We start from the raw sequence: 22,096 nt of genomic DNA, 5'->3' as shown, positions 1-22,096 counted from the left end.
GGAACCGCGGTCCGGAGAGGCTGCTCCGGCCTCAGATCCGGCCGGGAGACGTCCCGCGCGCTCCGTCAGGAGTGGGCGCGCGCAGGTGCCTGCTGGAGGTCGAGCGTAGCACCCTTGATGTCCACGGCCGGAAGGAGGGCGGTCCACCGCTGGGCCGCGCTCGAGGTCACGAGCCCGGCCGCGGCGAGGCGCTGCGAGGGGTCGCTCGCGAGCACCAGGATCGACGGCCCGGCGCCCGACACCACCGCGGCGTGGCCCGCCGCGCGCAGCAGCCCGATCATCCGGTCGGTCTCCGGCATCGCGCTCGCGCGGTACGACTGGTGGAGGCGGTCCTCCGTCGCGGTGGAGAGCAGCTCGGGCGACTGGATGAGCGCCGCGATGAGCAGGGTCGACCGCGAGACGTTGAAGATCGCGTCCGCGTGCGGCACCGACGTCGGCTGCAGGCTGCGGGCCAGCGCGGTCGACATCGTCTGCTCGGGCACGAGGACGAGCGGCGACACGCTGCGGTGCGGCAGGAGCCGCTTGTGCTGCGGGCCGTCGACGCCCGTCCAGGCGATCGTGAGGCCGCCGAACAGCGCGGGCGCGACGTTGTCGGGGTGGCCCTCCATCGCCGTCGCGATGGCGAGCAGGCGGTCGCCGTCGAGGTCGACGATCCCGTCGAGCAGGCCCTTCGCCGCGACGATGCCGGACACGACGGCGGCGCCGGAGGAGCCGAGCCCGCGGCCGTGCGGGATGACGTTGCGGGCGACGAGGTCGAGGCCGGGCGCCTCCTCCCCCACCTCCTCGAACACGCGCAGGATGGCGCGGGCGACGAGGTTGCGCTCGTCGACGGGCACCTCGCCCTCGCCGACCCCGTGCACCTCGACGCGCACGCCGGGCTCGTCCGAGGCGGTGACCGTCAGCTGGTCGTAGACGCTGAGCGCGAGGCCCAGGGTGTCGAAGCCGGGCCCGAGGTTCGCGGTGGTGGCGGGCACCTCCACGACGACCGTGCGGCCCGCGGGGACGCGGGAGGTCACCCGCCGAGGCCCAGGGTCGCCGCGACCGCGGCGGCGTCGACCGGCACGCTCGTCGGCGTCGCCTCCTCGCCGCCCGGGCCCTTCAGCGCCCACTGCGGGTCCTTGAGGCCGTGGCCCGTGACGGTGAGCACGACGGTCGAGCCGGCGGGGATCGCCCCGGCCTCGGACCGCTCGAGCAGGCCGGCGACGCTGATCGCGCTCGCGGGCTCGACGAAGATGCCGACCTCGGCGGAGAGGATGCGGTGCGCCGCGAGGATGCCGGCGTCGTCGATCGCGCCGAAGTAGCCGTCGCTGTCCTCCCGCGCGGTGATCGCGAGCCGCCACGACGCCGGGTTGCCGATGCGGATGGCGGAGGCGATCGTCTCGGGGTGCTTGACGACGTGGCCGTCGACGATCGGGGCCGAGCCGGCGGCCTGGAAGCCGAACATGCGGGGCAGGCGCGTGGTCGCGCCGCGGTCGACCTCCTCGCGGTAGCCGCGGTGGTAGGCCGTGTAGTTGCCGGCGTTGCCGACCGGGACGAAGTGGAAGTCGGGCGCGTCGCCGAGCACCTCGACGACCTCGAACGCCGCGGTCTTCTGCCCCTCGATGCGGTCGTTGTTGACCGAGTTGACGAGGTGGACCGGGTACTGCTCCGCGAGCTCGCGCGCGAGGTCGAGGCAGTCGTCGAAGTTGCCCTGCACCTGCAGCAGCTGCGCGTCGTGGGCGATGGCCTGGGACAGCTTGCCCAGCGCGATCTTCCCCTCCGGCACCAGCACCGCTGCGGTGATCCCGGCGTGCGTCGCGTAGGCGGCCGCGGAGGCCGAGGTGTTGCCGGTCGAGGCGCAGATGACGGCCTTCGCGCCGTGCTCGACGGCCTTCGAGATCGCCATGGTCATGCCGCGGTCCTTGAAGGAGCCGGTCGGGTTCATGCCCTCGAACTTCACGAATACGCGCGCACCGGTGCGCCGCGACAGCGCGGGCGCCTCGATCAGCGGCGTGCCGCCCTCGCCGAGCGTCACGACCGGGGTCGCCGCGGACACGTCGAGCCGGTCGGCGTACTCGCGGATCACGCCGCGCCACTGCCGCGACCGCACGCCCGCGGGAGTCGTCTCCACCGTCATCGCCCTCGTCCTCTACTCGCCCTCGATGCGGAGCACCCCGGCGACGGCCTCGACCTCGGGCGCGCCGCCCAGAGCCGTGACGACCGCCGCGAGCGCCGCCTCGGGCGCGCGGTGCGTACCGATCACCAGGGTAGCGGTGCCCCCGGCGGCGGCCCTCGTCTGCTGCGCCGTCTCGATCGAGACGTCGTGCTCGGCCACGATCGACGCGAGGCGGGCGAGCACGCCCGGCTCGTCCCGCACCGTGAGCGAGATCTGGTAGCGGCTCGACACGAGCCCGGCGTCGATCACCGGGAGGCCGGACGACGGCGGGGCGGCGAGGCCCGGGCCGCCGATGACGTGCCGCCGCGCGGCGGACACGAGGTCGCCGAGCACGGCGGACGCGGTCTCGGGCCCGCCGGCGCCCGCGCCGTAGAACATGAGGGAGCCCGCGGACTCGGCCTCGACGTAGACGGCGTTGTTCGCGCCGCGGACCGAGGCGAGCGGGTGGCGGCGCGGCAGCAGCGCGGGGTGCACCCGGGCGCTCACCGCCTCCTTCCCGTCCGGCCCGGTGAGCCGCTCGCAGATCGCGAGGAGCTTCACGACGTGGCCGGTCTCGCGGCTCGCGCGGATCTGGTCGCGGGTGATCCGCTCGATGCCCTCGACGGGCACGGAGGCGAGCGGCACGCGCGTGTGGAAGGCGAGGCCGGCGAGGATCGCGGCCTTGTGCGCGGCGTCGGTGCCGCTGACGTCGCCGGAGGGGTCCGCCTCCGCGTAGCCGTGGCGGGTCGCGTCCGCGAGCGCCTCCTCGAGCGTGTCGTCGTGCTCGTCCATCCGGTCGAGCACGAAGTTCGTCGTGCCGTTCACGATGCCGAGGATGCGGCGCACGTCGTCGCCCGCGAGGCTGTCGCGCAGCGGACGGATGATCGGGATCGCCCCGCCGACGGCGGCCTCGTAGTTCAGCTGGGCGCCGACGCGGTCGGCGGCGGCGAAGAGCTCCGGGCCGTGGGTCGCGAGCAGGGCCTTGTTGCCGGTGACGACGTCGGCGCCGCTCTCGAGGGCGAGGAGCACGAGCTCGCGGGCCCGCTCGACGCCGCCGATCAGCTCGACCACGATGTGCGCGCCGAGCACGAGGCTCTCCGCGTCCGTCGTGAGCAGCTCCTTCGGGAGCGCGGGGCGACGCGTCGCGTCGAGGTCGCGCACGGCGACGCCGGCGAGCACGAGCGGGGCGCCGACGCGCGACTCGAGGTCGGCCGCTCGGCTCAGCAGCTGGTTCGCGACCTCGGCGCCGACGGTGCCCGCGCCGAGCACCGCGACGCGGATCGGCTGCACGCCCGGGGTCACGCCGCGCCTCCGGCGAGGCCCGTGTCGCGGGCGAACAGGTCGGTCAGGGTCTCCCGGGTGATGAGCACGCGCTCCGCTCCGTCGGCCACCGCGACCACCGGGGGCCGCGTGAGCAGGTTGTAGTTGTTGGCGAGGCTGTGGTGGTACGCCCCGGTGGCGGGGACCGCGAGCAGGTCGCCCCGCCCCGCGTCGGCGGGCAGCAGGTCGGCCTGCACGACGACGTCGCCGGACTCGCAGTGCTTGCCGACGACGCGCACGAGGACGGGCTCTGCGGTCGAGAGCCGGTTCGCGAGGCGCACCTCGTACTCCGCGCCGTAGAGCGCGGTACGGAGGTTGTCGCTCATGCCGCCGTCGACGCTGACGTACCGGCGCACGGCCGGCCCGTCCTCGGTCTGCAGCTCCACGTCCTTCGTCGTGCCCGCCGAGTAGACGGTGACGCCCGCGGGCCCGACGATCCAGCGGCCCGGCTCGAACGCGAGGTCCGGCACGGGCACGCCGAGCTCGCGGCAGGCGTCGACCACGGTGCCGACGATGCCGTCGGCGAGCTCCTCGATCGCGACCGCCTCCTGGTCCGCCGTGTAGGCGATGCCGAAGCCGCCGCCGAGGTTCAGCTCGGGCACCGGGCCGCCGCCCAGCAGGTCGCGGTGCACCTCGAGCAGCCGCCGCGCCGCCTCCGCGAAGCCGCCGACCCCGAGGATCTGGGAGCCGATGTGGCTGTGCAGGCCGAGGAACCGCAGCTCCGGCCGGGCGCGGACCGCCGCGACGATGCCGGGGACCTGGGCCAGCGCGACGCCGAACTTCTGGTCCTCGCGCGCGGTGGCGAGGTACTCGTGGGTGGAGGCGTGGACGCCGCTGTTGACGCGGAGCCGCACCCCCTGCACCGCTCCGGCGCGGCGGGCGGCGTCGGCGACGCGGCCGACCTCCTCGGCGGAGTCGAGCACGATCGAGGCGACGCCGGCCTCGATGGCGGTGGCGAGCTCGTCGTCGGACTTGTCGTTGCCGTGCAGGCCGAGCCGCTCCCCCGGCACGCCGGCGGCGAGGGCGAGCGCGAGCTCCCCGCCGGTCGCGACGTCGAGGCGCAGGCCCGCGTCGCGCATCCACCGCGCGACGTCGGCGGTGAGGAACGCCTTCGCGGCGTAGTAGACGTGGGCGCGGGCGCCGAGCGGCGCCGTGCGGGAGCCGAAGGCGTCGAGCACGCGGCGGGCGCGGGTGCGCAGCTCGGTCTCGTCGAGCACGTAGAGCGGCGTGCCGTGGCGCTCGACGAGGTCGGTCAGGGCGACGCCCGCGATCTCGATGCGGCCGTCGTCGTCGCGGCGGGCGCTCGCGGGCCAGACGTGCGCGGGCAGGGCCTGCGGGTCGCCGGCGGCGGTGAGCCGGGCGGGCGCGAGCGGGTTCGGCGTGGTCACAGAGCTCTCGTCGGTCGATCGATCGAAGTGCCCGCGCCGGCCGCCGTCGCGCGGCGACGGCTCGGGCCGAGGGTGCGGGCCGAGGGCGAGCGGACCCGGCGTGGTCCCTGAAGCCGCTCGGATCCTACCGGGGCCTGCGAGTTGCCACAGATCGTCGCTCCGACGGCCTCAGAACGACCACGAGCGGGAACTCACCAGGAGGCGTCAGCGGCAGCTGCCGGTCTCGGCGGACCCCAGCGCGTTCAGGTCGACGTCGCGGGCCGCGAGCCCGGCCACCGCCTGCCCGGGCCGGATGCGGACGGAGGTGAGCTCGATGCCGCGCGGCAGGTAGCTCGCGGCGCACACCGAGACGCCGTCGGGCAGCAGCTGCTGCACGATCGCGGTCGCCGGGATCGTCGCCGGGCCCGCGGTGAGCGACGCGGAGGTGGGGCTGAGCCGTACGGTCTGGTCGTCGAGCGCCGGCTTCAGGGCGACCGCGACCTTCACGTCGATCCCGAGGAACTTGCGCGTCAGCGTCGTCGATACGGTGCCGTCGCCGAGCCGCGGCGCCGTCGCCCCGACGTTCCGCAGCGCGGGCACGGTCCGGAACGCCGCCTGGCCGACGGAGATCGTCCCCGTCGCGCGGTCGATCCTCCCGCCGTCGACCGGCAGCCCGGCGACTCGGATGCGCGCGGACGCCGGCGCGCCCGCGACCCGGAGGTCGGAGGAGGTGAGCGTCACGTCGTCGAACGAGCCGTGCAGGTACTGCAGCAGCGCGGAGCCGCCGCCGACGGTCGCGTCGACGCTCCCGGTCACGCCGTTCGGCAGGTTCTGCTCGACGCTCCGCTCGATCTGCGCCTCGGCGTTCGCGCGGAAGATCCGGTCGCCGACGAAGAAGGCGACGACGGCGAGCACCGCCAGCACGACGAGGACGATCAGGACGACGAGCCAGGCGCGGCGCCCGCGCCGGCGGCGCCGGACCGCCTCCTGCACCGGCAGCGGCATCGTCGGCGGATCCCGCCGGACGCCGGAGGTCTCGGTCACATGCGCTCCGGCGCCGAGACCCCCAGCAGGCCGAGGCCGTTGCGCAGCACCGTGGCGACCGCGTCGTTCAGCACGAGGCGCGTGCGGTGCACGTCCTCCACCGGCTCCCCCGCGGGCGGGATCACGCGGCAGTTGTCGTACCAGCGGTGGTACGCGCCGGCGAGCTGCTCGAGGTACCGCGCGACGCGGTGCGGCTCGCGGAGGGTCGCGGCGCGCTCGACGGTGCGCGGGAACTGCTCGAGCTGGCCGAGCAGGTCCGACTCCGTCGGGTGCACGAGCAGCGACGGGTCGAAGGCGTCGCGGCCGTCGTGCTCGCGGGCGACCTCCGCCTCCGCCGCCTTGCGGGCGACGGACCGGGTGCGGGCGTGCGCGTACTGCACGTAGTAGACGGGGTTGTCGTTCGTCCGCTTGGAGATGAGGTCGAGGTCGACGTCGAGCGCCGTGTCGACCGAGCTGCGGACCAGCGTGTACCGGGCGGCGTCGACGCCGACCGCCTCGACGAGGTCCTCGAGCGTGACCACGGTGCCGGCGCGCTTCGACATCTTCAGCGGCTTGCCGTCGCGGACGAGGTTCACGAGCTGGCCGATGAGGATCTCGAGGTTCACGTGCGGGGTGTCGCCGAAGGCGGCGACGACGGCCATGAGGCGGCCGATGTACCCGTGGTGGTCGGCGCCGAGCATGATGATCGCGCGGTCGAAGCCGCGGCTGCGCTTGTCGAGGTAGTAGGCGATGTCGCCCGCGATGTAGGCGGGCTCGCCCGTGCCGCGGATCACCACGCGGTCGCGGTCGTCGCCGAACTCGGTCGTGCGCAGCCAGAGGGCGCCGTCCGCCTCGTACATGTGGCCGAGCTCGGTCAGGCGCGCGACGGCCTTCTCGACCGCGCCGGTCGCGTAGAGGTCGTTCTCGTGGAAGTAGACGTCGAAGTCGACGCCGAAGTCGTGGAGCGACTCCTTGATCTCCGTGAACATGAGGTCGACGCCCCGCTCGCGGAAGACCTCGCGCGCCTCCTCCCGCGGCAGCGCGCGGATGTCGCCGCCGTAGCCCTCGACGACGCGCTCCGCGATCTCGGCGATGTAGGCCCCGCCGTACCCGTCCTCCGGTGCCGGCTCGCCGAGCGCGGCCGCGAGCAGGCTGGCCGAGTAGCGGTCGATCTGCGCGCCGTGGTCGTTGAAGTAGTACTCGCGGGTGACGTCGGCGCCCTGCGCCTGCAGCATGCGCGCGAGGCTGTCGCCGACCGCGGCCCAGCGCGTGCCGCCGAGGTGGATGGGCCCGGTCGGGTTCGCGGACACGAACTCGAGGTTGAGGCGCTGCCCGGCGAGCGTGTCGCCCCGGCCGAACGCCTCCCCCTCGGCGACGACGCGCGCCGCGAGCGCGCCGGCGCTCGCGGCCTCGAGCGTGATGTTGATGAAGCCCGGGCCGGCGACGGAGACCTCCGCGACGCCGGGGAGGGCGCCGAGGTCGCTCGCGAGCTCCTGCGCGAGGTCGCGCGGGGGCATGCCGATGCGCTTCGCGACCCGCATGGCGACGGTGCTCGCCCAGTCGCCGTGCTCGCGGGAGCGCGGGCGCTCGAGGACGACGTCGGCGTCGGACAGCGCGAGATCGGCGCCGCGTCGCGCGGCGGCCGACCGCACGAGTTCCCCTACAGCGACTTGGAGCTCGGCCGGAGTCATGGTCGACGAGCCTACCGGCGGGCGACACGCCGCTTCCGCCGCGCCGACGCGGCGCCACGGATGCGGGCGGGCCCGTTGCTACGGTACGACCGCCCCCGGACGGGGGTCGTGCCGCGACGGGAGGACCGACCCATGCCGACGATCCGCCGGGCGACCGCGCTGGTCGCCTCCCTGGTCGTGCTGGGCGCCCTCGCGGGCTGCACCTCGAACCCCGTGGCGGACATCCGGCCGTCGAGCGCCGCCCCGACCGCAGCGGCCTCCACCCCGGCTCCGACGCCGACCACTCCGCCGCCGACGCAGATCGCGGCGGACGCCACGCCCGTGTCGCTGAAGTGCAAGCAGCTGGTGCCCGCCGCCGTGGCCCGCGCGCTCGACCCGGCCTTCGCGGTCGTCAAGGGCTGGGTGCCGGAGGCGGACGACCCGACGGCGCGCCTCGAGGACCTGCACGGCACCACCTGCCGCTGGACGACGGCCGCCGGCGACCTGCTCGAGGTCGGCGCGGCGAAGCCGTCCGTGAAGGACGCGACCGCGCTGAAGGACGACCTCGTGCTGCGCAGCCAGTCCGTGCCGACGTACGGCGGCGAGGCCTACTTCCAGGTCGCCGACCACATCGGGCAGGCGGACGTGTTCCGCGGCCGCACCTGGCTGTTCGTCCGGTCGAACCGCTTCTACGAGCCGGGCGACGCCTCGGCCGTGGTCGCGTCCGCGCTCGACGGCCTGGGCCTCGGCGCGAAGCCGACCCCGACGCCCACGCCGAGCGGCACGCCCCTGCCCGGCGCGCCGGCTCCCGGTGCGACGCCCGCGCCGACCACCGCGGGCTGACCACCGCGATCGGCTGCACGGGACCTGACAGCCGGCTGCGATCGGGAATGACCCGCGGCTCCGCCGGTTCGGGCTCTGCATGACAGTGCAGGGCATCTCCACCATCGGACTCATCGGCGCCGGCAACATCGGCAGCGCGCTCGCGCGGCTCGCCGTGCAGCACGGCTACCGGGTCGTCATCAGCAACTCGCGCGGCCCGGAGACCCTCTCCGACCTCGTGTCGGAGCTGGGCGCCGACGCGAAGGCCGGCACCGCGGAGGAGGCGGCTCAGGCCGGCGACGTGGTCGTCGTCACCATCCCGCTGAAGAACATCGACGCCGTGCCGGTCGCGCCCCTCGAGGGCAAGATCGTGATCGACACGAACAACTACTACCCGCAGCGAGACGGGCAGATCGCTCGTCTCGACGCGAACGAGGCGACCACCGCGGGGCTGCTGCAGGAGCACCTGCCGGGCTCCAAGGTCGTCAAGGCGTTCAACCACATCGGCGCGGCCGACCTGACGACCGACGGCGCGACGCTCGACGACGGCAGCCGCCGTGCGCTCGCGGTCTACGGCGACGACGCCGAGGCGCGTTCGACCGTCGCGGCGATCATCGCCGAGTTCGGATTCGACACGGTCGACGGCGGCCCGCTCGCGGACAGCTGGCGCATCGAGCGCGACCAGCCCGGCTACGTGAAGCCGGACGACAAGGCGAACCTCGAGCAGCACCTCGCCGCGGCGGTCCGCGACAAGAACGGCCGCTGACCGCCTGACGCGGTACCCGGACCCTCGCGCGGCAGGTCCACCTCCCGCGCGAGGGTCCGGCCACCGCGTGGTGGAGATCGGGGAACGCTCGGGCTGATAACCTTGGGCGTCCCGTCGGCCCCTATAGCTCAGGGGATAGAGCGCTGCCCTCCGGAGGCAGAGGCCCAAGTTCGAATCTTGGTAGGGGCGCGCCCCGAATGAGGCCCGTGATCAGGGTGTGAACCTGGTCACGGGCCTCCACCTCTTCAGGGCGACGGGTCCCGTGCAATCAGTTCGGACTCGATCGGCGAGCGTTCGCGCGGCGAGAGCCGGCAGGGCCGGGATCTCGAGCATGGCCTCGTGCCGCAGTGGCACGGCGACGAAGGTCAGGCCGGCCGGTGCGGCGGCGCCGCCGCCGCGCATGACGAACAGGTCGTGCCGTGCCTCCGGCTGGGACGCCGTCACCGAGCAGCACTGAAGTCGGCGACATGCTCGGTCGCCCACTCGGAGAACGCCGTCGCCGGGCGGCCGAGGATGCGCCTGACGGTGTCGGTGGCGGGCGAGTTCCCGGCGGCCGCGTCGTCCAGGAACTGCAGAACGGCCTCGGCCTCGTGCTCGGGCATGAAGCGGACGTACTGGCCGAGCGCGTCATCCCGGGAGAGCTCGGCGACGTCGATCTCGCGGCGCAGCGCGGCGCCGATCGCGACGACCTGGTCGCGCTGCGAGAGCCGGCTCGGACCGGTGAGCAGCTCGGAGGTGCCGTCGGCGCCGGTGAGTGCTGCGACGACCACCGCCGCGATGTCGCGTTCGTGGATCGGCGCGGTCATCGCGTCCGGCTGGTAGAGCGCGACCGCGCGGTTCGCCTTGATCGGGAACGACCAGTTCAGCGCGTTCGTCGCCAGCACGAGCGGACGGATCGGCACGACCGTGAGACCTGACGCTGCGAACGCCTCCTCCACCTCGCGGTGCTCCTCCGTGATCGCGTTGCCGCGCGAGGTGGGGTGGATCACGCTGCCGGAGGACAGCAGCACGATCTGCTCCACACCGGCCGCTCGCGCAGCTGCGACCACGCCCTCCACGCCCTCAGGGACCGCGTAGAGGAACACCGATCCGACACCGTCGAAGGCGGCGTCGAGGGTGGACCGGTCCGTCAGATCCGCGGCGACCACCTCGACGCCCTCCGGGAACCGACCCGGCTCCGGCCGGCGCACGGACGCGCGCACGGGGGCCCCGCGCGCGATCAGCCCGGTCAGGACGTGGGCACCGACAGCACCGCGCGCCCCCATGACGAGCGTGGGCTTGGGCGAGAGAGCAGACATCGAGAACTCCATTGCACGTAGGAACTACGCGCCACAGGGAGTCGGTGCTCGACGAGGCGTTCCGACGCTGCACCTCGCTGCGACGAGTCTAGAACAGGCGCTGATCCGCGCCACACCCCGAAGAGGTCGGCGCGCCAGGGCGACAGCGATCTCGAGACTTTCGTAGCGGGACGCTTGAGTGCTCTGCCGCTAGGAGACGGGCCTCGGGCCGCCACTGATGCGACAGCCGGGCGCCGGGCCGTCGTCGTCCCTGGAGCCGCGGTCCGCGGAGCAGACCGTCAGATCACCGGCGCGGTCGTCACCATCCAGTGGCTGAAGCGGGCGTAGGCCGCGGCGAACGCTTCGGCGGTCGATGCGTGCTCGATGTCGCTCGCGAAGTCGCGCACCGCCGCGAAACGAGGGATGCGGGCGCTCTCGTAGGCATGCAGAGCCGAAGCCAGGTGGAACGGCGTCTCAGCGAGAGCGGCGTGCAGCACGATGACGTCCTCGATGCCGAGCGTCCCGCCGGCCGAGAGGTGCGGGGAGAGCCCGTGCGCGGCGTCGCCGATCAGCGTCACGTGGCGTGACGACCAGGTGCCGAGGGGCGGCACCAGCATGATCGGGTTCTCGAGGATCGCCTCGTCCGGGGTGTCGGCGATCATCTCGAGCAGCTCCGGCTGCCATTCGGGCGAGGCGAGGTGACGGGCGCGGGCGAGCGCGCGGTCGCGCTTCCCGCCGACGAGCTCTCCCGTGTCGAACTGGTTCACCATCCACATCGTGCGGTGGTCGTCCAGACGCGTGTACCCGCCTCGGGTGCCGTCGGTACCGATGGTGAGCGACGTGCCACCTCGCCGTTCGTCCAGGCGGGAGGGGACGATCGCGCGCCAGGCCGTGTGCGACCCGTGTCGCTCCGCCTGCGTCCCGGGCAGCAGCTGGGTGCGGACCCGGGAGTACACGCCGTCAGCCCCGATGAGCAGCGCGGCTTCGATCGTGGCGCCGCTGGACAGGCTGACCGTCACGCCGCCGTCGTGCTCCCCGAACCGTTCGAACGCGTCGTCGGTGCGGATCCAGTCGTCGCCGACGAGTCCCGCCAGCATCGCGTTGAGCTCGGGGCGTGGGACGAGCAGGAAGCGGTAGTCCTGCGCGGCCGTGCCAGGTGCACGCTTCGCCTCGCCGGCCGGTGTGTAGAACCACGTGTCGACCTCGTGGCTCATCGACCGGATCTCCCCTCCGATCCCGAGGTGGTCGAACACCTGCAACGCGTTCTGCCACAGGCCGATCCCCGCGCCGACCGCACGGATCTCGGGCGCCCGCTCCACGACGACGACCTCGTGCCCGGCTCGCTGGAACACTGCCGCGGTCGTCAACCCGACGAGACCCGCTCCGACGACGACGATCCGCATGACGACTCCTTGATGCTCGGCGATTCCTGCTCGCCTCATCGAAGCTCGAGCCAGCAGATACCTCCAATGCATAGATCGCACTCCTACTATGCCGAGAGTGGATAGCGACCTGCGCCAGCTCGTCGCCCTGGACGCTCTCATCGAGCTCCGGTCCGTGACCGCGGCTGCCGCGCTCCTGAACACCTCCCAGCCGGCGATGAGCCGCACGCTGGCGGCGATCCGCCGGACGACGGGTGATGCCGTGCTCGTCCGCGAAGGAGCACGGATGGTCACGACGCCGTACGCCGACAGCATCCGCGACGAGGTCCGCGAGCTCGTCCGGCGCGGGCAGGCGGTCCTGACACCGGTCCGGACGATCGAGCCCGAGCGGCTGACCCGCTCGTTCGTCCTGCGGGCCAACGACGCTCTCGCGACGGCGGTGCTCCCCCGCATCTCCGAACGCTTCAGCGCACTCGCACCGTCCGCGACGCTGCGGGTGGTCGGGGAGCCGACGACGAGTGCCGAGCACGTGCGCGGGTCGGAGGACGCATGGCTGGGGGAGGTCCGCGAGGCGCAGCCCGGAACGCGCCACGAGCAGCTCGGAACGACCGAGCTCGTCGTCGTCGGATCCCGGTCGGCGATCCCCGCCGAAGGCCTCGACATCGACGTTTTCGCAGCCCGCCGACACGTCGTCGTCTCCCGCCGCGGGCGCACACGAGACCGCATCGACGACACGCTCGAGGCGCTCGGGCGGCAGCGCCGGGTGCACCTGACCACGCCGACGGTCGGCATGGCCCTGAGCGTGCTCGGGGCCGACCACTCGACGATCTGCGTCATGCCGGCGATCTGCGTCGGCCTCGCCCTCGGCACGCAGGGGCTCCGGGCCGTACCGCTGCCCTTCGAGACCGCAGCGGTCGCAGCGACGCTCTCCTGGGCGGAACACCTCCACACCGACCCCGCACAGCAGTGGTTCCGCAGCGTCGTCGCCGGCACCACTCGAACAGCCCTCGCCACTCCTCCGGAGTAGCGCCGGGCCGGAGACTCGAACGCTCACGCGGAGACGTTGCACTTCCCTGCCCGTGGGACATCGTCCGCCTGGTCTCGCCGTTCGCCCCCCGAAGCGGGGATGTGCTCCAGGTGCAAGGATTCGCTCGATCCGGAAACGTGCGTGGTGAACCCCTTCCGACCGGAGTCGCCGATGCCTGAACCCCGCGCTGCAGCGTTCGAGCGCGTCTTCCGCGCCGACCATGCAGCGCTCGTCGCGTTCTGCTTCCGCCGCGTCGACGACTACGAGCTCGCCCGCGACCTGACTGCGGAGACGTTCCGCATCGCGTGGTCGAGATGGGATGAGCCTCGCCGCTCCGATCGCGCCTGGCTGTTCGGCGTCGCCCGCAACCTGATCGGCAACGAGTACCGCCGTCGCGCCGGCCGACCGACTCCCTTTCCGCTCGACGACGCGGAAGCACTCGACGCACGCGCCGAGTCGCGCTTCGACGCCATCGAGGTCCACGCCGCTCTCGCCACCCTCCCGGCGGCGCAGCAGGAGCTGCTGCGCCTGACCTACTGGGACGGGCTCAGCGCCGCGGAAGCGGCCGAGTCGCTCGGCATCACCCCCGCCGCCGTCTGGGTCCGATTGACCCGGGCCCGACGAGCCTTCGCCCACGCGTGGCACGACCAGAACCCGCAAGCCCTCATCGTTCCGACCAGGACTCACCCATGAACGTCCCCGAAGCACTTCGACGCGCCGACCCCGCTCGCACCCGTGCCGCACAGGAGCTCGACCCTGCCGCTGAGCACCTGCTGCAGCAGATCCTCGGCAGCCCTGTCGAGTCCGAGCAGACGAGCGCCGCCCCCGGCCGCCCTGGCGGTCGCCGGAGCAGGGACTGGAAGCCCGTCGTCGCCACCGGACTCGTCGCGGCGGCGGTCGTGACCGGCACGATCCTTGCGATCCGAGCCGTGCCGCAGAGCACCGGAGCCGGGCCCGCTCCCTCCGTGGCCACCGACACGAGACTGGAGGACGCCGTGTTCTCGACATTGGACACCGTCGCCGACGGTGTCGTCCCCGTGCGCCAGAAGTCGGCCCTCACCTGGACGGAGCAGAGCCCCGGCGCATCCGGCGGCGCGATCGACACGAGCGGGCGGGACCTGTTCATCGCCGCTGCCTGCGAAGGAGGCGGCTCGATCGCGATCCGTGTCTCCGACAGGCCGGACCTCACCCTCGACTGCGACACGCTCTCCACGCTCGGCCCCATCGATCTCACCGCCCTGCTGAGCAACCAGAAGCAAGCCGCAGACCTGCAGGTCGTGGCCACCTCCGGACACCCGAAGTACGTCGCGAAATCCATGGCCTTCGCCACACCGGCACCCACCGGCTCACCGCGCTGAGCGAAGGGGCGGGCAGCTCAGGAGGTCGCAGGCTCGCCACTCCGGTCGCGGGACGTCTCCCTCCCCTGCTCGTGAGACTCGTGCTCGCACGGCCGTCGGGTCCCTCCGCGGGGCGAGCAGTCCCAGCACATGAAGCCGTTCGAGGCATCCCGGAGGCGTCACCACCGCCCGAGCCGACGATCCCTGAGCGAGAGGAACAGATTGACCACGGGTCGAGCGCTGCCAGGTCCGTCCGGCCTGCGTTCGAGCCGCCCACGTACGCTCCGGATCATGAGCGATGCAGCGGCCGCCGGCCCGTTCCACGTCAGCGTGAACGTCGACGTGCGGATCACCGATCCGAGCAGGCTGGGCGGGGTCGATGAAAGCCGGTACGCCGAGGCGCTCACCCGCCTGATCCAGGGGCACGCGTGGGAGGCCGGACTCGAGATCGTCGATCCGAAATCGATCGAGGTGTCGGTCACTCGAGCCGCCTGAAGCCGTCCGTCCCTCGCGGATGGCGGTCAGAGCAGGATTCGCTCGGCGGACGGCCCGTCCGAACGACCGCGCCCGGAGATCGTGAGGCACGGGGCTCCAGCACGATGGTGAAGGAGCCGTGCCCGACCATCCCGCGGGGAGGACCGGTGCGCGCGAACAGCAGGCCGGCCGCACTCGCTCGGGAGTCGCAGAGCACGAGGTCGCCCGGCTCGTCGCACGAGTCGCGGAGCGGCAGCAGCACGAACGCGGTCGCGATCATCGCGACCAGGGTGGCGACGACGGGCCATGCGGAGCGCGCGGGCGCCGCGCTCTCGCGACCCTGCTCGCGAGACGCTGTGGCCGACCGCGGCGCCCGCGCCTCCGGGTCCTGCCGCAGGATGAGCGGGTGCTCCCGAGGTACCTCGCTTCATCGCTGTCGCTGCCGGACCGCAGTCGTTCCGCATCTCCCGCCGTGGCTCAAGGAGAGGTCCACTCGTTCGCCACGAGGCGAACGAGATGACGGACTCGTCCATGACGCCGACGAGGCGCGGACGTGTCGTCGTCCGACGGTTCGCAGAGGCGGACCTTCCCGACTTCCTCGCCTACCAGGGGCATCCCGCGGTCCGGGAGCACCAGCAGGGCACGACGATGACCCCGGCGCAGGCAGCAGAGTTCGTGGCCGAGCAGGTTCGACTGCGTTCCGACGAGCGCGACGCGTGGCACGGCCAGGTCATCGAGCACATCGGGGATCGGCGGGTGATCGGCGACCTCGGCCTCTGGAGGCCGGCGGAGAACGGTGGTCCGGTCGTCGGGGACCTCGGCTTCCAGCTCGATCCGGCCTATCACGGCCACGGGTACGCGCGGGAAGCGGTGCAGGCCTTGCTGCACGTCGCGTTCCTCGACCTCGGCGTCGACCTGGTGACCGCGTCCTGCGACGAGGCGAACGCCCGATCGTGGGGGCTTCTCGAGCGGATCGGCATGCAGCTGCAGAACCGCTCCAGCCAGGAGCGGCGATACGCCCTCACGAAGGAGCAGTGGCGCACGAACGCGAGCCGAGACCGCTGACCGACCAGGCCTGCGCAGGAGAGCGTGCGCCGAGCGCGCACGAGCCGGGATGTCCTGGCGACGTGACGGACGAGCCCGCCGAGCTGGTCCACGCCGCCGGTCCCGTCACTGCCGCGTGAGTCGGCGGTCCCGTGGTCATGCGGAGGAAGCAGCGGTCGGACGCGACCACGAGAGCGCAGATCGCTCTTCGGAAGCCGAGGCCCGAGTTCGAAACCCGTCATGGCGCGCCCGAATGCGGCCCGTGATCAGGGCGTGAACACGGTCTTGGGCCTCCACCTCTTCAGGCTCGGCTTCTCTTCGAGCCGTGACCCGAGGTGAAGCGCCCCATTCCCCGAGGTCTACGGTTGCGCCGACGGCACCAGCCGACGAAGGCAGGCTCTCGTGGCAGCGGAACTCCGGCACGACCCCGACGGCATCTTCGTCGTCGACGTCGAATGCGGGCTCGAGGAGGACTGGGGCGACGACACGATCGGCGCAGGCGTGCGCGTCGACGAGCACAACGAGGCCGCGCATCCGGTGATCGCCGCCGGGCTGCTTCCCGAGTAGCGGCCGCTCCCGCACACCGACTCCCTCGCCTCCCACCCCCTGCTCGCGAGACGGCTCGCTCGCGCACGAGGAGGCGGCTCGTCAGCGACGCCCGGTCGGGCTCGCGCGGTGGTCATCGGCGCCCGTCCTCTGGTTCTGCGGGTCGCGCCCCCGCTGCGCGTTGACGACCACGACCGGCGTGTGCCCTGATGGTGAGGTGAGCACGTCGGTCGGAGGCGTGGTCGGACGGGTCGTGCTGTGGGCCATCGCGATCACGGCCCTGGTCGTCGTGGCGGCACCGTTCCTGCTCTGGTGGTGGCTCTCCAGCCCGGCGCCGACGCCCTCCGCCGACGACGCCGGCGTCACGAGCTCGCTCCGCGAGATCGCCTACACGCTTCGGAACGATCGGGTCCGCGCCTCGGTCGATCGCGGCGCGTCCACGACGAAGGTCGCTGCGGTCCTCGGCGTCCCGTCCATGTCGCGCGCGGAGGTCCGCGCCACCGCCGATCCGGGCGGCGGAGGGCTCGTGCTGATCGGGGTGCACCGGGTCGGGGCCAGCGGGGTGGCCGTCGACCTGGTGCAGAGCGTCGTGACCCGCGGGCAGAGCAGCGGATTCTTCGCGCGAGAGGGACGGCCGTGGGTCGGCTGCTACCGCGTCGAGCTCCCGGTGCTGGCGATCGACGCCACGACGTGGACCGCACTGGACATCACCTGACCGACGTTCTCCGAGGCCCTGCAGCGCGCCGACCGCGTCCACGTGGACGGCGCGGAGGACCGTCCGCTGCTGCGCCCGCCGTGCTTCGGCACCACCGGCTACTGCCCGGGCGGTTGATCCGCCCGGTCCTCATGAGGGTGCCCTGTCGGCGGCATGAACGCTCGACCGAGCCGCGCCCACGCCCTCATCGGTGAACGCCGCGACCTGCGTGTGCACGTAACGTCGAGGCGGGGACGACCTCGCCGGCGCAGCCGACGCGAGCGCTCGTGGCCGACGCGGAGCACTGGAGGAGAGCCGCATGGGTGTGATCTCGATCGCGGTACCCGCCATCGAGCGGTGGTACTTCACCGAGATCGTGCGGGGTGCCGAGCAGCAGGCCCTCGCGAAGGGGCACGGACCGCGAATCCACCGGGTCGCGCTCGCCGAGGAGTCGACGGCAGTCGCGACCGCCGCGATCCAGGCCGACTTCCGCGACCAGGACAGCATCGGGGCGGTCGCCGCGGGCTTCCGCTACCGCGCCGATGCGCAGACCGTCGGGACGTCGTGGGCTCGGCCGCTGGTGCTCGTCGGCGGGAGCGCTCTCGGCTTCCCGACCGTGATGATCGACGACCTGACCGCGTCGCGGACCGCCACGGAGCACCTGCGCGGTCTCGGCCACACCCGCATCGCGCACTTCACCACGTCGACGGAGCACCAGGCCGGGCACCTGATCATCCGGCGGCGCGCCAAGGGGTACCGGCTCGCCATGGAGGCCGGCGGGCTCGAACCCGTCGTCGTCGAGCACGAGCTCGACCAGACCGCCGCCTACGAGGCGGCGCGGAGGGTGCTGACCTCCCCGAGCCGCCCCACCGCGGTGTTCGGCGTGACCGACGACATCGCCATCGGGGTGCTCGAAGCCGCACGCGAGCTCGGCCTGCAGCCCGGGCAGGACCTCTCGGTCGTCGGCTTCAACGACCAGCCTGAAGCGCTCGCCGAGGACCTCACGACCACCAGGATCCGACCGGCCGAGATGGGGGCGGCGGCGGTCGACATGCTGCTCTCCGGGCTCACGCCGGGTCTCGACCCGAGCCGGTCCCACCTCCACCCCAGCACCCTCGTCACCCGCGGCAGCACCGGCCGGGCCCGCGCCGCGACGGGCCGGAGCCCGATGCTCCGCTGAAGCCTCACCTCCGCACCTGGTCCTGCGAATCGGCAGGACGTCGAAGCGCCGCACGGCGGGGAAGCGGCGACGCCGGCTCACGGTCCCACCGTGCTCGCGTCACCCCGGATCTGAGACACCTTTCGTCCGCGCACGGAACTCGTGCGGGTCGCGGTTGCCCCGCGCACGCTGTCGCGATGACCGGAGCGAGCAGCGCCACGCGGCGCGTCACCCACCTCAACGCGAACTGGACCCCGGCCTCCGGCGGTGACGGTTCGTTCGAGCTCCTCGTCGTGACCGAGGACGAGCGGCGGCACAGCGTTCCGACGACGGCGGCCGGCCTCACGGCGCTCGCGAGCGTGCTCAGGGACGGTGTCGTCCTGCTGTGGGATCCGGACGGCCAGGTGCTCAGCATCGGGAACCTGTTCGGCGAGTGGATCCCCGCCGACTGGTCGAGCAGGAGCGGCCCGGCGAGCGGGTAGGACGACGAGTCCGCAGCGGAGGGCGCCCACGGCCGGCCCGTGGCGTCGCAGCCGCACGCTCAGTCCGGGATCGCCGCGGTTCGCTTGCCCGCCTCGGTGCGCTCCCGCCCGTGACGCGCGGTCGGCGCCTCGCCGAGCAGGTGGGCGCACGCCCGGAGGACGAGGCGCGTGGTCGCCTCCGCCGCGGGACCGGGCCGTCGCAGCCCGAGCAGGTCCCGCGCCCAGCCGGGCAGGGTCGCGACGGAGCCCGAGACGATCGCGGGGTAGGCGGGCCGGACGAGGGCCGGCAGCGGAGGGCGCCGGATGACCTCCACCGCTTCCCGCACGCGGTCGTCGGCCCGCAGGACGCCGGAGGCTCGGAAGGCGTCGAGCCGCCGCTCCAGCTGGTCCACCGTCCGTGGCGGCTCCCGCAGGCCCATCAGCTCGCCGGCGGTCGCCCACTGCGCCACGTAGGCGTCCGGGCCGCTCGGGATCGGCCTCCTGCCGTACCGCTGGTAGGCGCGCAGGAACGAGTCCATGAAGGCGATGTGCACCCAGGCCGCGAGATCGGGGTCGCTCGCGGCGTAGGCGATCCGCGCGCCGTCGGCGCCCTCGTAGGCGCCCTGGACGCGCTGGTGCAGGTGCTGCACCGCGCCGGACGCCGCCCGCGCCTGGTCGACCGTGCCGTAGGTCACCGTCGTTATCCAGCGGATCGTCCCCTGCAACCGCCCGAGCGGGTCCTCCCGGTACCGCGACCAGTCGTGGACCCCGGCCATCGCCCCCGGGTGCAGCGCCTGCATCAGCAGCGCCCTCGGGCCCGCCACGAGCGTCGTCGCGTCCCGATGCACCTCCCACGCCGCGCTGCCGACGGGGAAGAAGCCCGGGCCGCTCCCCCGTCCGAGCGCGCGGACCCACTCCGGCTCACCGGAGGCGTCGCCCGACAGCACCTCGAACAGACGGGCTCGGAACGGACTCGAGACAGCCACCTCGACATCGTCGCCGAGCAGGCGCCCGACCGACCGCGCGCTCCTCGCACTCCGAGCACTCCTGATGGGCGGGAGGGCGCGGCACGCAGCCGACTGTTCATCCGTCCGGCGCGGATCTCACCCGATCGACGGAGGCGGAGGTTCCCCCGGCGGCGGACGCTGAGCAGGTGCTCGTGCCGACCCTCGTCCGGGACCTCCCGCTGTGCTTCCCGGGGCGCGCGTGCGTCGACGTCCCGCCGGGTGGCGCGCAGGCCATGTACCTGGTCGCCGGTCTCACGCCCGCGAGTGCCGGGATCGCCGCCGCGCTGTGGCTCGGGCTCGGCGTCGCGCTCGTGATCGTCGTCGCGGGCCTGCGGCAGCACTGGCGCGGTCAGGGGCTGCGACCGCGGGCGGTGCTCCTCGCGGTCGCCCTCGTCCTGGGCGGCCTGATCCTCGCCTGGCTGATGCGGGGGTGGCTGGGCGAGGCCGCGCTCGCGTACGGCGGCGCCGACGGGCGGGCCGCCGCCCCGGTTCCGGCGGTCGTCATCGGATCGTGGCCGCTCGTGCGGTCCGCGGCCGTCGCCGGCGTCGCGCTCGGCGTGCTCGCGCTCCTCGCGATGCTGAGCATCGCCGCCGTTCCCCGTCGGCGGGATGCGCGCCGACGGGAGGGCGACCTCGGCTGAGCGTCGCGGCAGCACTCGCGCCGATCGGGGTCGGAGCGGCAGGATTCCGACTCATGCCGCTCGATCCGGGACCGTTCTTCCACGGCACGCGCGCTGCGCTGCAGGTCGGAGCGCTGCTGACCCCGGGCTTCCGGTCGAACTACCGGCCGGACGTCGTCATGAACCACGTCTACTTCACGGCGCTGCGGGACGGCGCGGGCCTCGCGGCCGAGCTCGCTCGAGGCGAGGGACGCCCGCGCGTGTACGAGGTGCGGCCGACGGGCGCGTTCGAGGACGACCCGAACGTCACGGACAAGAAGGCAACCCGACCCGCTCCTACCGGAGCGCGGAGCCCCTGCTGATCACCGGCGAGGTGGACGACTGGCGACGGCTGACGCCGGAGGAGCTGCGGCAGTGGCGGGCGCGGCTCGCGGCGATCACCGGCGAGATCATCAACTAGGCCGCCACCGACGCGCCTGCGAAGTCCTCGCAGGGCGCACCCGGGCGAGCGGAGGCATCCGGACCGCGGATCGTGGCGGATCCGCTGTCACATCCCGGTCGATGCGGACAGTCCTCGGTATGCGACCGCTCCTCCGCGGCCGTCACCACGACCGGCGGGCGACTGCTCGCCGCAGGAAGGAACCTCCGATGCCGCAGATCCGTACCCGCACCCGCGTGGCCGTGCTGCTCACCGCTGCGCTCGTCGCGTGCGGAGTCCTCGCGGCCGCCGCGCCCGCCGAGGCACGGACGTGGGACCACGAGCGGACCGACACCGTCCGCTTCACCGTCGCAGGCAAGCCCTGGACGCTGCGAGAGGTCGCCATCGGTCAGGAGCAGCAGACCATCCACGTCGGCCAGCACTCGGGCACCGTCTGGAGCCGGTACCGGCTGACCTTCACGGACGACCACGGGCACGTCATCGACCGGGTCGAGCGGCACCTGTACAAGCAGACGGTCATCGCCACCGCCTTCAGCGACCACCGCTTCGCCACGGTCTCGGCGTTCCGCGCCGCGAAGCACCGGGCCCTCACCGTCACCGCTGCGCGGGCGAAGGCGCAGTACCTGAAGAGTCTCCGGCTGGAGTCGGTCGACGCCGACGTCGAGACGAACATCGGGCAGGTCCTCGACTACCTCCAGACCCTGCCCGACGGCGCGAAGCCCGACTTCGACTCGGTCGTCGCGATCCACTCGCACGAGTACCGCGGATCCGTGACCATCTCCGGCACGGATCGGCAGCACTGGTCCGTCATCGTGCGCGACACCCAGGACGGTCGCGGCACGTTCTACGACGGAGCGACCGGGAGCGGCAGCACCTACTCCGTCTGATCGCGCGGCCGCGGTGCCGGTGCGGGCCCGGCGGCGAGGCCGATGCTCCGTGCTCGGCACTGCTCGGACGACTCGCGCCGAGGACCGGACTGCCGCCCGCACCGCCGAGCACGGCGGGTCGACGGCGGTCCTGCGCACAGGAGGGGATCGGCGACGTGCTCCTCCCCTCGATCAGCCCCAGGCGGGACGGCTCGGGGCGTCGGCCGGTGCGGACAGCTGGGCCATCAGGCCGGCGAAGTCCTCGAGGTGCCAGGTCGTGACGATCCTCCCGTCGCGGACCTGATGGACGTCCATCGTCCGCATCTCGATGCGCCGACCGGTCGGCTGATGCCCCATGAATGCGCCCTGGTGGGTGCCGGAGACGGTGTTGCGGACGGCGACGCGGTCCCCGTCGACGAGGACGTCCTCGTGGTGCACCGAGTAGTCCGGCATCGCCGACCGGAACAGGGCGATCTGAGCCGCCATGCCGCCCGGTCCCTGCTCCTGGCCCGGCGCGAGCGGGATGTCGATCCAGCCCTCGGCGAGGACCTCGTCGTAGATCGCGGTGTCACCGGTCCGGAACGGCTCGGAGAACGCCTCGACGATCTCGACGATGTCCGCGCGGCCGGCCGTGCTGCTCTGGTCCTGCGTGCTCATGGGA

The 22,096-nt window shown here is 73.3% G+C and carries 24 protein-coding genes and 1 tRNA gene; 15 read left to right on the top strand and 10 right to left on the bottom strand.

The window, feature by feature from the left end; all coding sequences use genetic code 11:
• Positions 1-65 precede the first annotated feature (65 nt).
• The 6 genes from thrB to argS all read right to left on the bottom strand — a co-directional run bounded on the left by thrB (position 66) and on the right by argS (position 7,535).
• Positions 66-1,016, bottom strand: coding sequence for a homoserine kinase (thrB, locus tag D1781_RS06970; protein WP_119481465.1), 951 nt, complete (start codon positions 1,014-1,016; stop codon positions 66-68).
• Positions 1,013-2,116 (bottom strand): threonine synthase, encoded by a 1,104-nt coding sequence (gene thrC / locus D1781_RS06965; RefSeq protein ID WP_119481464.1) that lies wholly within the window; start codon positions 2,114-2,116, stop codon positions 1,013-1,015. Before thrC ends, thrB begins: the two co-directional genes overlap by 4 nt.
• A 12-nt stretch (positions 2,117-2,128) precedes the next feature.
• Positions 2,129-3,436: a homoserine dehydrogenase gene (locus tag D1781_RS06960; RefSeq protein WP_233551065.1), complete on the bottom strand. Its 1,308-nt coding sequence runs from the start codon at positions 3,434-3,436 to the stop codon at positions 2,129-2,131.
• Positions 3,433-4,842 carry a diaminopimelate decarboxylase gene (gene lysA, locus D1781_RS06955; protein WP_119481463.1) on the bottom strand — a complete coding sequence of 470 codons (1,410 nt, stop codon included), beginning with the start codon at positions 4,840-4,842 and terminating at the stop codon, positions 3,433-3,435. Before lysA ends, D1781_RS06960 begins: the two co-directional genes overlap by 4 nt.
• 204 nt (positions 4,843-5,046) lie before the next feature.
• On the bottom strand, positions 5,047-5,865 hold the full coding sequence (locus tag D1781_RS06950; protein ID WP_119481462.1) for an LmeA family phospholipid-binding protein: 819 nt from the start codon (positions 5,863-5,865) through the stop codon (positions 5,047-5,049).
• Positions 5,862-7,535 carry an arginine--tRNA ligase gene (gene argS, locus D1781_RS06945; protein ID WP_119481461.1) on the bottom strand — a complete coding sequence of 558 codons (1,674 nt, stop codon included), beginning with the start codon at positions 7,533-7,535 and terminating at the stop codon, positions 5,862-5,864. The genes D1781_RS06950 and argS overlap by 4 nt, the downstream gene beginning before the upstream one ends.
• A gap of 132 nt (positions 7,536-7,667) precedes the next feature.
• Here argS and D1781_RS06940 point away from each other — a divergent pair, with 132 nt between their 5' ends.
• The 3 genes from D1781_RS06940 to D1781_RS06930 all read left to right on the top strand — a co-directional run bounded on the left by D1781_RS06940 (position 7,668) and on the right by D1781_RS06930 (position 9,291).
• Positions 7,668-8,357 (top strand): hypothetical protein, encoded by a 690-nt coding sequence (locus D1781_RS06940; protein WP_119481460.1) that lies wholly within the window; start codon positions 7,668-7,670, stop codon positions 8,355-8,357.
• A 79-nt stretch (positions 8,358-8,436) separates the two neighbouring features.
• On the top strand, positions 8,437-9,102 hold the full coding sequence (locus D1781_RS06935) for an NADPH-dependent F420 reductase (protein ID WP_233551064.1): 666 nt from the start codon (positions 8,437-8,439) through the stop codon (positions 9,100-9,102).
• A 117-nt stretch (positions 9,103-9,219) separates the two neighbouring features.
• Positions 9,220-9,291, top strand: a tRNA-Arg gene (locus D1781_RS06930).
• A 251-nt stretch (positions 9,292-9,542) separates the two neighbouring features.
• Here the strand turns inward: D1781_RS06930 and D1781_RS06920 are convergent.
• Entirely contained in the window at positions 9,543-10,400 is an 858-nt protein-coding gene (locus D1781_RS06920) for an SDR family oxidoreductase (protein WP_158590029.1), read from the bottom strand.
• A gap of 278 nt (positions 10,401-10,678) precedes the next feature.
• The gene (locus D1781_RS06915; protein ID WP_119481457.1) at positions 10,679-11,821 is read right to left on the bottom strand and encodes an FAD-dependent oxidoreductase; all 1,143 of its coding nucleotides are present in this window, start codon (positions 11,819-11,821) and stop codon (positions 10,679-10,681) included.
• Positions 11,822-11,879: 58 nt separating this feature from the next.
• Here D1781_RS06915 and D1781_RS06910 point away from each other — a divergent pair, with 58 nt between their 5' ends.
• The 9 genes from D1781_RS06910 (at position 11,880) to D1781_RS06875 (ending at position 18,524) form a co-directional block, all read left to right on the top strand.
• A complete protein-coding gene (locus D1781_RS06910) occupies positions 11,880-12,788 on the top strand; it encodes a LysR family transcriptional regulator (RefSeq protein ID WP_158590028.1) in 909 nt (302 codons plus the stop codon).
• 141 nt (positions 12,789-12,929) lie between these two features.
• A complete protein-coding gene (locus tag D1781_RS06905; protein WP_158590027.1) occupies positions 12,930-13,481 on the top strand; it encodes an RNA polymerase sigma factor in 552 nt (183 codons plus the stop codon).
• The gene (locus tag D1781_RS06900) at positions 13,478-14,146 is read left to right on the top strand and encodes a hypothetical protein (RefSeq protein WP_119481454.1); all 669 of its coding nucleotides are present in this window, start codon (positions 13,478-13,480) and stop codon (positions 14,144-14,146) included. The genes D1781_RS06905 and D1781_RS06900 overlap by 4 nt, the downstream gene beginning before the upstream one ends.
• A gap of 270 nt (positions 14,147-14,416) precedes the next feature.
• Positions 14,417-14,620 carry a hypothetical protein gene (locus tag D1781_RS06895; protein ID WP_119481453.1) on the top strand — a complete coding sequence of 68 codons (204 nt, stop codon included), beginning with the start codon at positions 14,417-14,419 and terminating at the stop codon, positions 14,618-14,620.
• A 495-nt stretch (positions 14,621-15,115) separates the two neighbouring features.
• Positions 15,116-15,664 (top strand): GNAT family N-acetyltransferase, encoded by a 549-nt coding sequence (locus D1781_RS06890; RefSeq protein WP_119481452.1) that lies wholly within the window; start codon positions 15,116-15,118, stop codon positions 15,662-15,664.
• 381 nt (positions 15,665-16,045) lie between these two features.
• Positions 16,046-16,210 carry a hypothetical protein gene (locus tag D1781_RS17485; protein ID WP_158590026.1) on the top strand — a complete coding sequence of 55 codons (165 nt, stop codon included), beginning with the start codon at positions 16,046-16,048 and terminating at the stop codon, positions 16,208-16,210.
• 196 nt (positions 16,211-16,406) lie between these two features.
• Entirely contained in the window at positions 16,407-16,904 is a 498-nt protein-coding gene (locus D1781_RS06885; protein ID WP_119481451.1) for a hypothetical protein, read from the top strand.
• Positions 16,905-17,202: 298 nt separating this feature from the next.
• On the top strand, positions 17,203-18,063 hold the full coding sequence (locus D1781_RS06880; RefSeq protein WP_119481450.1) for a LacI family DNA-binding transcriptional regulator: 861 nt from the start codon (positions 17,203-17,205) through the stop codon (positions 18,061-18,063).
• A gap of 176 nt (positions 18,064-18,239) precedes the next feature.
• Positions 18,240-18,524, top strand: a complete 285-nt coding sequence (locus tag D1781_RS06875) for a hypothetical protein (RefSeq protein WP_119481449.1) — start codon at positions 18,240-18,242, stop codon at positions 18,522-18,524.
• Positions 18,525-18,583: 59 nt separating this feature from the next.
• On the opposite strand, the gene D1781_RS06870 is transcribed toward D1781_RS06875, so the two are convergent.
• Positions 18,584-19,489, bottom strand: coding sequence for an oxygenase MpaB family protein (locus D1781_RS06870; protein ID WP_119481448.1), 906 nt, complete (start codon positions 19,487-19,489; stop codon positions 18,584-18,586).
• A 173-nt stretch (positions 19,490-19,662) separates the two neighbouring features.
• Between D1781_RS06870 and D1781_RS06865 the strand changes: the two genes are divergently transcribed.
• From D1781_RS06865 to D1781_RS06855, 3 genes are all read left to right on the top strand, one after another.
• Complete coding sequence (locus D1781_RS06865; protein ID WP_147392051.1) at positions 19,663-20,151, top strand: hypothetical protein; 489 nt, start codon at positions 19,663-19,665, stop codon at positions 20,149-20,151.
• 53 nt (positions 20,152-20,204) lie between these two features.
• Positions 20,205-20,492, top strand: coding sequence for an NAD(+)--rifampin ADP-ribosyltransferase (locus D1781_RS06860; protein ID WP_407641659.1), 288 nt, complete (start codon positions 20,205-20,207; stop codon positions 20,490-20,492).
• A gap of 286 nt (positions 20,493-20,778) precedes the next feature.
• Complete coding sequence (locus tag D1781_RS06855; protein ID WP_119481446.1) at positions 20,779-21,456, top strand: hypothetical protein; 678 nt, start codon at positions 20,779-20,781, stop codon at positions 21,454-21,456.
• A gap of 171 nt (positions 21,457-21,627) precedes the next feature.
• Here the strand turns inward: D1781_RS06855 and D1781_RS06850 are convergent, their stop codons facing one another.
• A complete protein-coding gene (locus D1781_RS06850) occupies positions 21,628-22,092 on the bottom strand; it encodes an ester cyclase (RefSeq protein ID WP_119481445.1) in 465 nt (154 codons plus the stop codon).
• Positions 22,093-22,096: the final 4 nt, after the last annotated feature.

It is taken from the genome of Amnibacterium setariae (genome assembly GCF_003581425.1).
Lineage (GTDB): Bacteria > Actinomycetota > Actinomycetes > Actinomycetales > Microbacteriaceae > Amnibacterium > Amnibacterium setariae.
This window is presented reverse-complemented; position numbering and strand designations above follow the sequence as displayed.

Bases quoted from the DNA above. Each gene is read 5' to 3' on its own strand.
- argS (WP_119481461.1), bottom strand. From the start codon at position 7,535: ATGACTCCGGCCGAGCTCCAAGTCGCTGTAGGGGAACTCGTGCGGTCG.
- D1781_RS06940 (WP_119481460.1), top strand. From the start codon at position 7,668: ATGCCGACGATCCGCCGGGCGACCGCGCTGGTCGCCTCCCTGGTCGTG.
- D1781_RS06915 (WP_119481457.1), bottom strand. From the start codon at position 11,821: ATGAGGCGAGCAGGAATCGCCGAGCATCAAGGAGTCGTCATGCGGATC.
- D1781_RS06920 (WP_158590029.1), bottom strand. From the start codon at position 10,400: ATGTCTGCTCTCTCGCCCAAGCCCACGCTCGTCATGGGGGCGCGCGGT.
- D1781_RS06890 (WP_119481452.1), top strand. From the start codon at position 15,116: ATGACGGACTCGTCCATGACGCCGACGAGGCGCGGACGTGTCGTCGTC.
- D1781_RS06855 (WP_119481446.1), top strand. From the start codon at position 20,779: ATGCCGCAGATCCGTACCCGCACCCGCGTGGCCGTGCTGCTCACCGCT.
- D1781_RS06860 (WP_407641659.1), top strand. From the start codon at position 20,205: ATGCCGCTCGATCCGGGACCGTTCTTCCACGGCACGCGCGCTGCGCTG.
- D1781_RS06935 (WP_233551064.1), top strand. From the start codon at position 8,437: ATGACAGTGCAGGGCATCTCCACCATCGGACTCATCGGCGCCGGCAAC.
- D1781_RS06900 (WP_119481454.1), top strand. From the start codon at position 13,478: ATGAACGTCCCCGAAGCACTTCGACGCGCCGACCCCGCTCGCACCCGT.
- D1781_RS06895 (WP_119481453.1), top strand. From the start codon at position 14,417: ATGAGCGATGCAGCGGCCGCCGGCCCGTTCCACGTCAGCGTGAACGTC.
- D1781_RS06880 (WP_119481450.1), top strand. From the start codon at position 17,203: ATGGGTGTGATCTCGATCGCGGTACCCGCCATCGAGCGGTGGTACTTC.
- D1781_RS06850 (WP_119481445.1), bottom strand. From the start codon at position 22,092: ATGAGCACGCAGGACCAGAGCAGCACGGCCGGCCGCGCGGACATCGTC.
- thrC (WP_119481464.1), bottom strand. From the start codon at position 2,116: ATGACGGTGGAGACGACTCCCGCGGGCGTGCGGTCGCGGCAGTGGCGC.
- D1781_RS06875 (WP_119481449.1), top strand. From the start codon at position 18,240: ATGACCGGAGCGAGCAGCGCCACGCGGCGCGTCACCCACCTCAACGCG.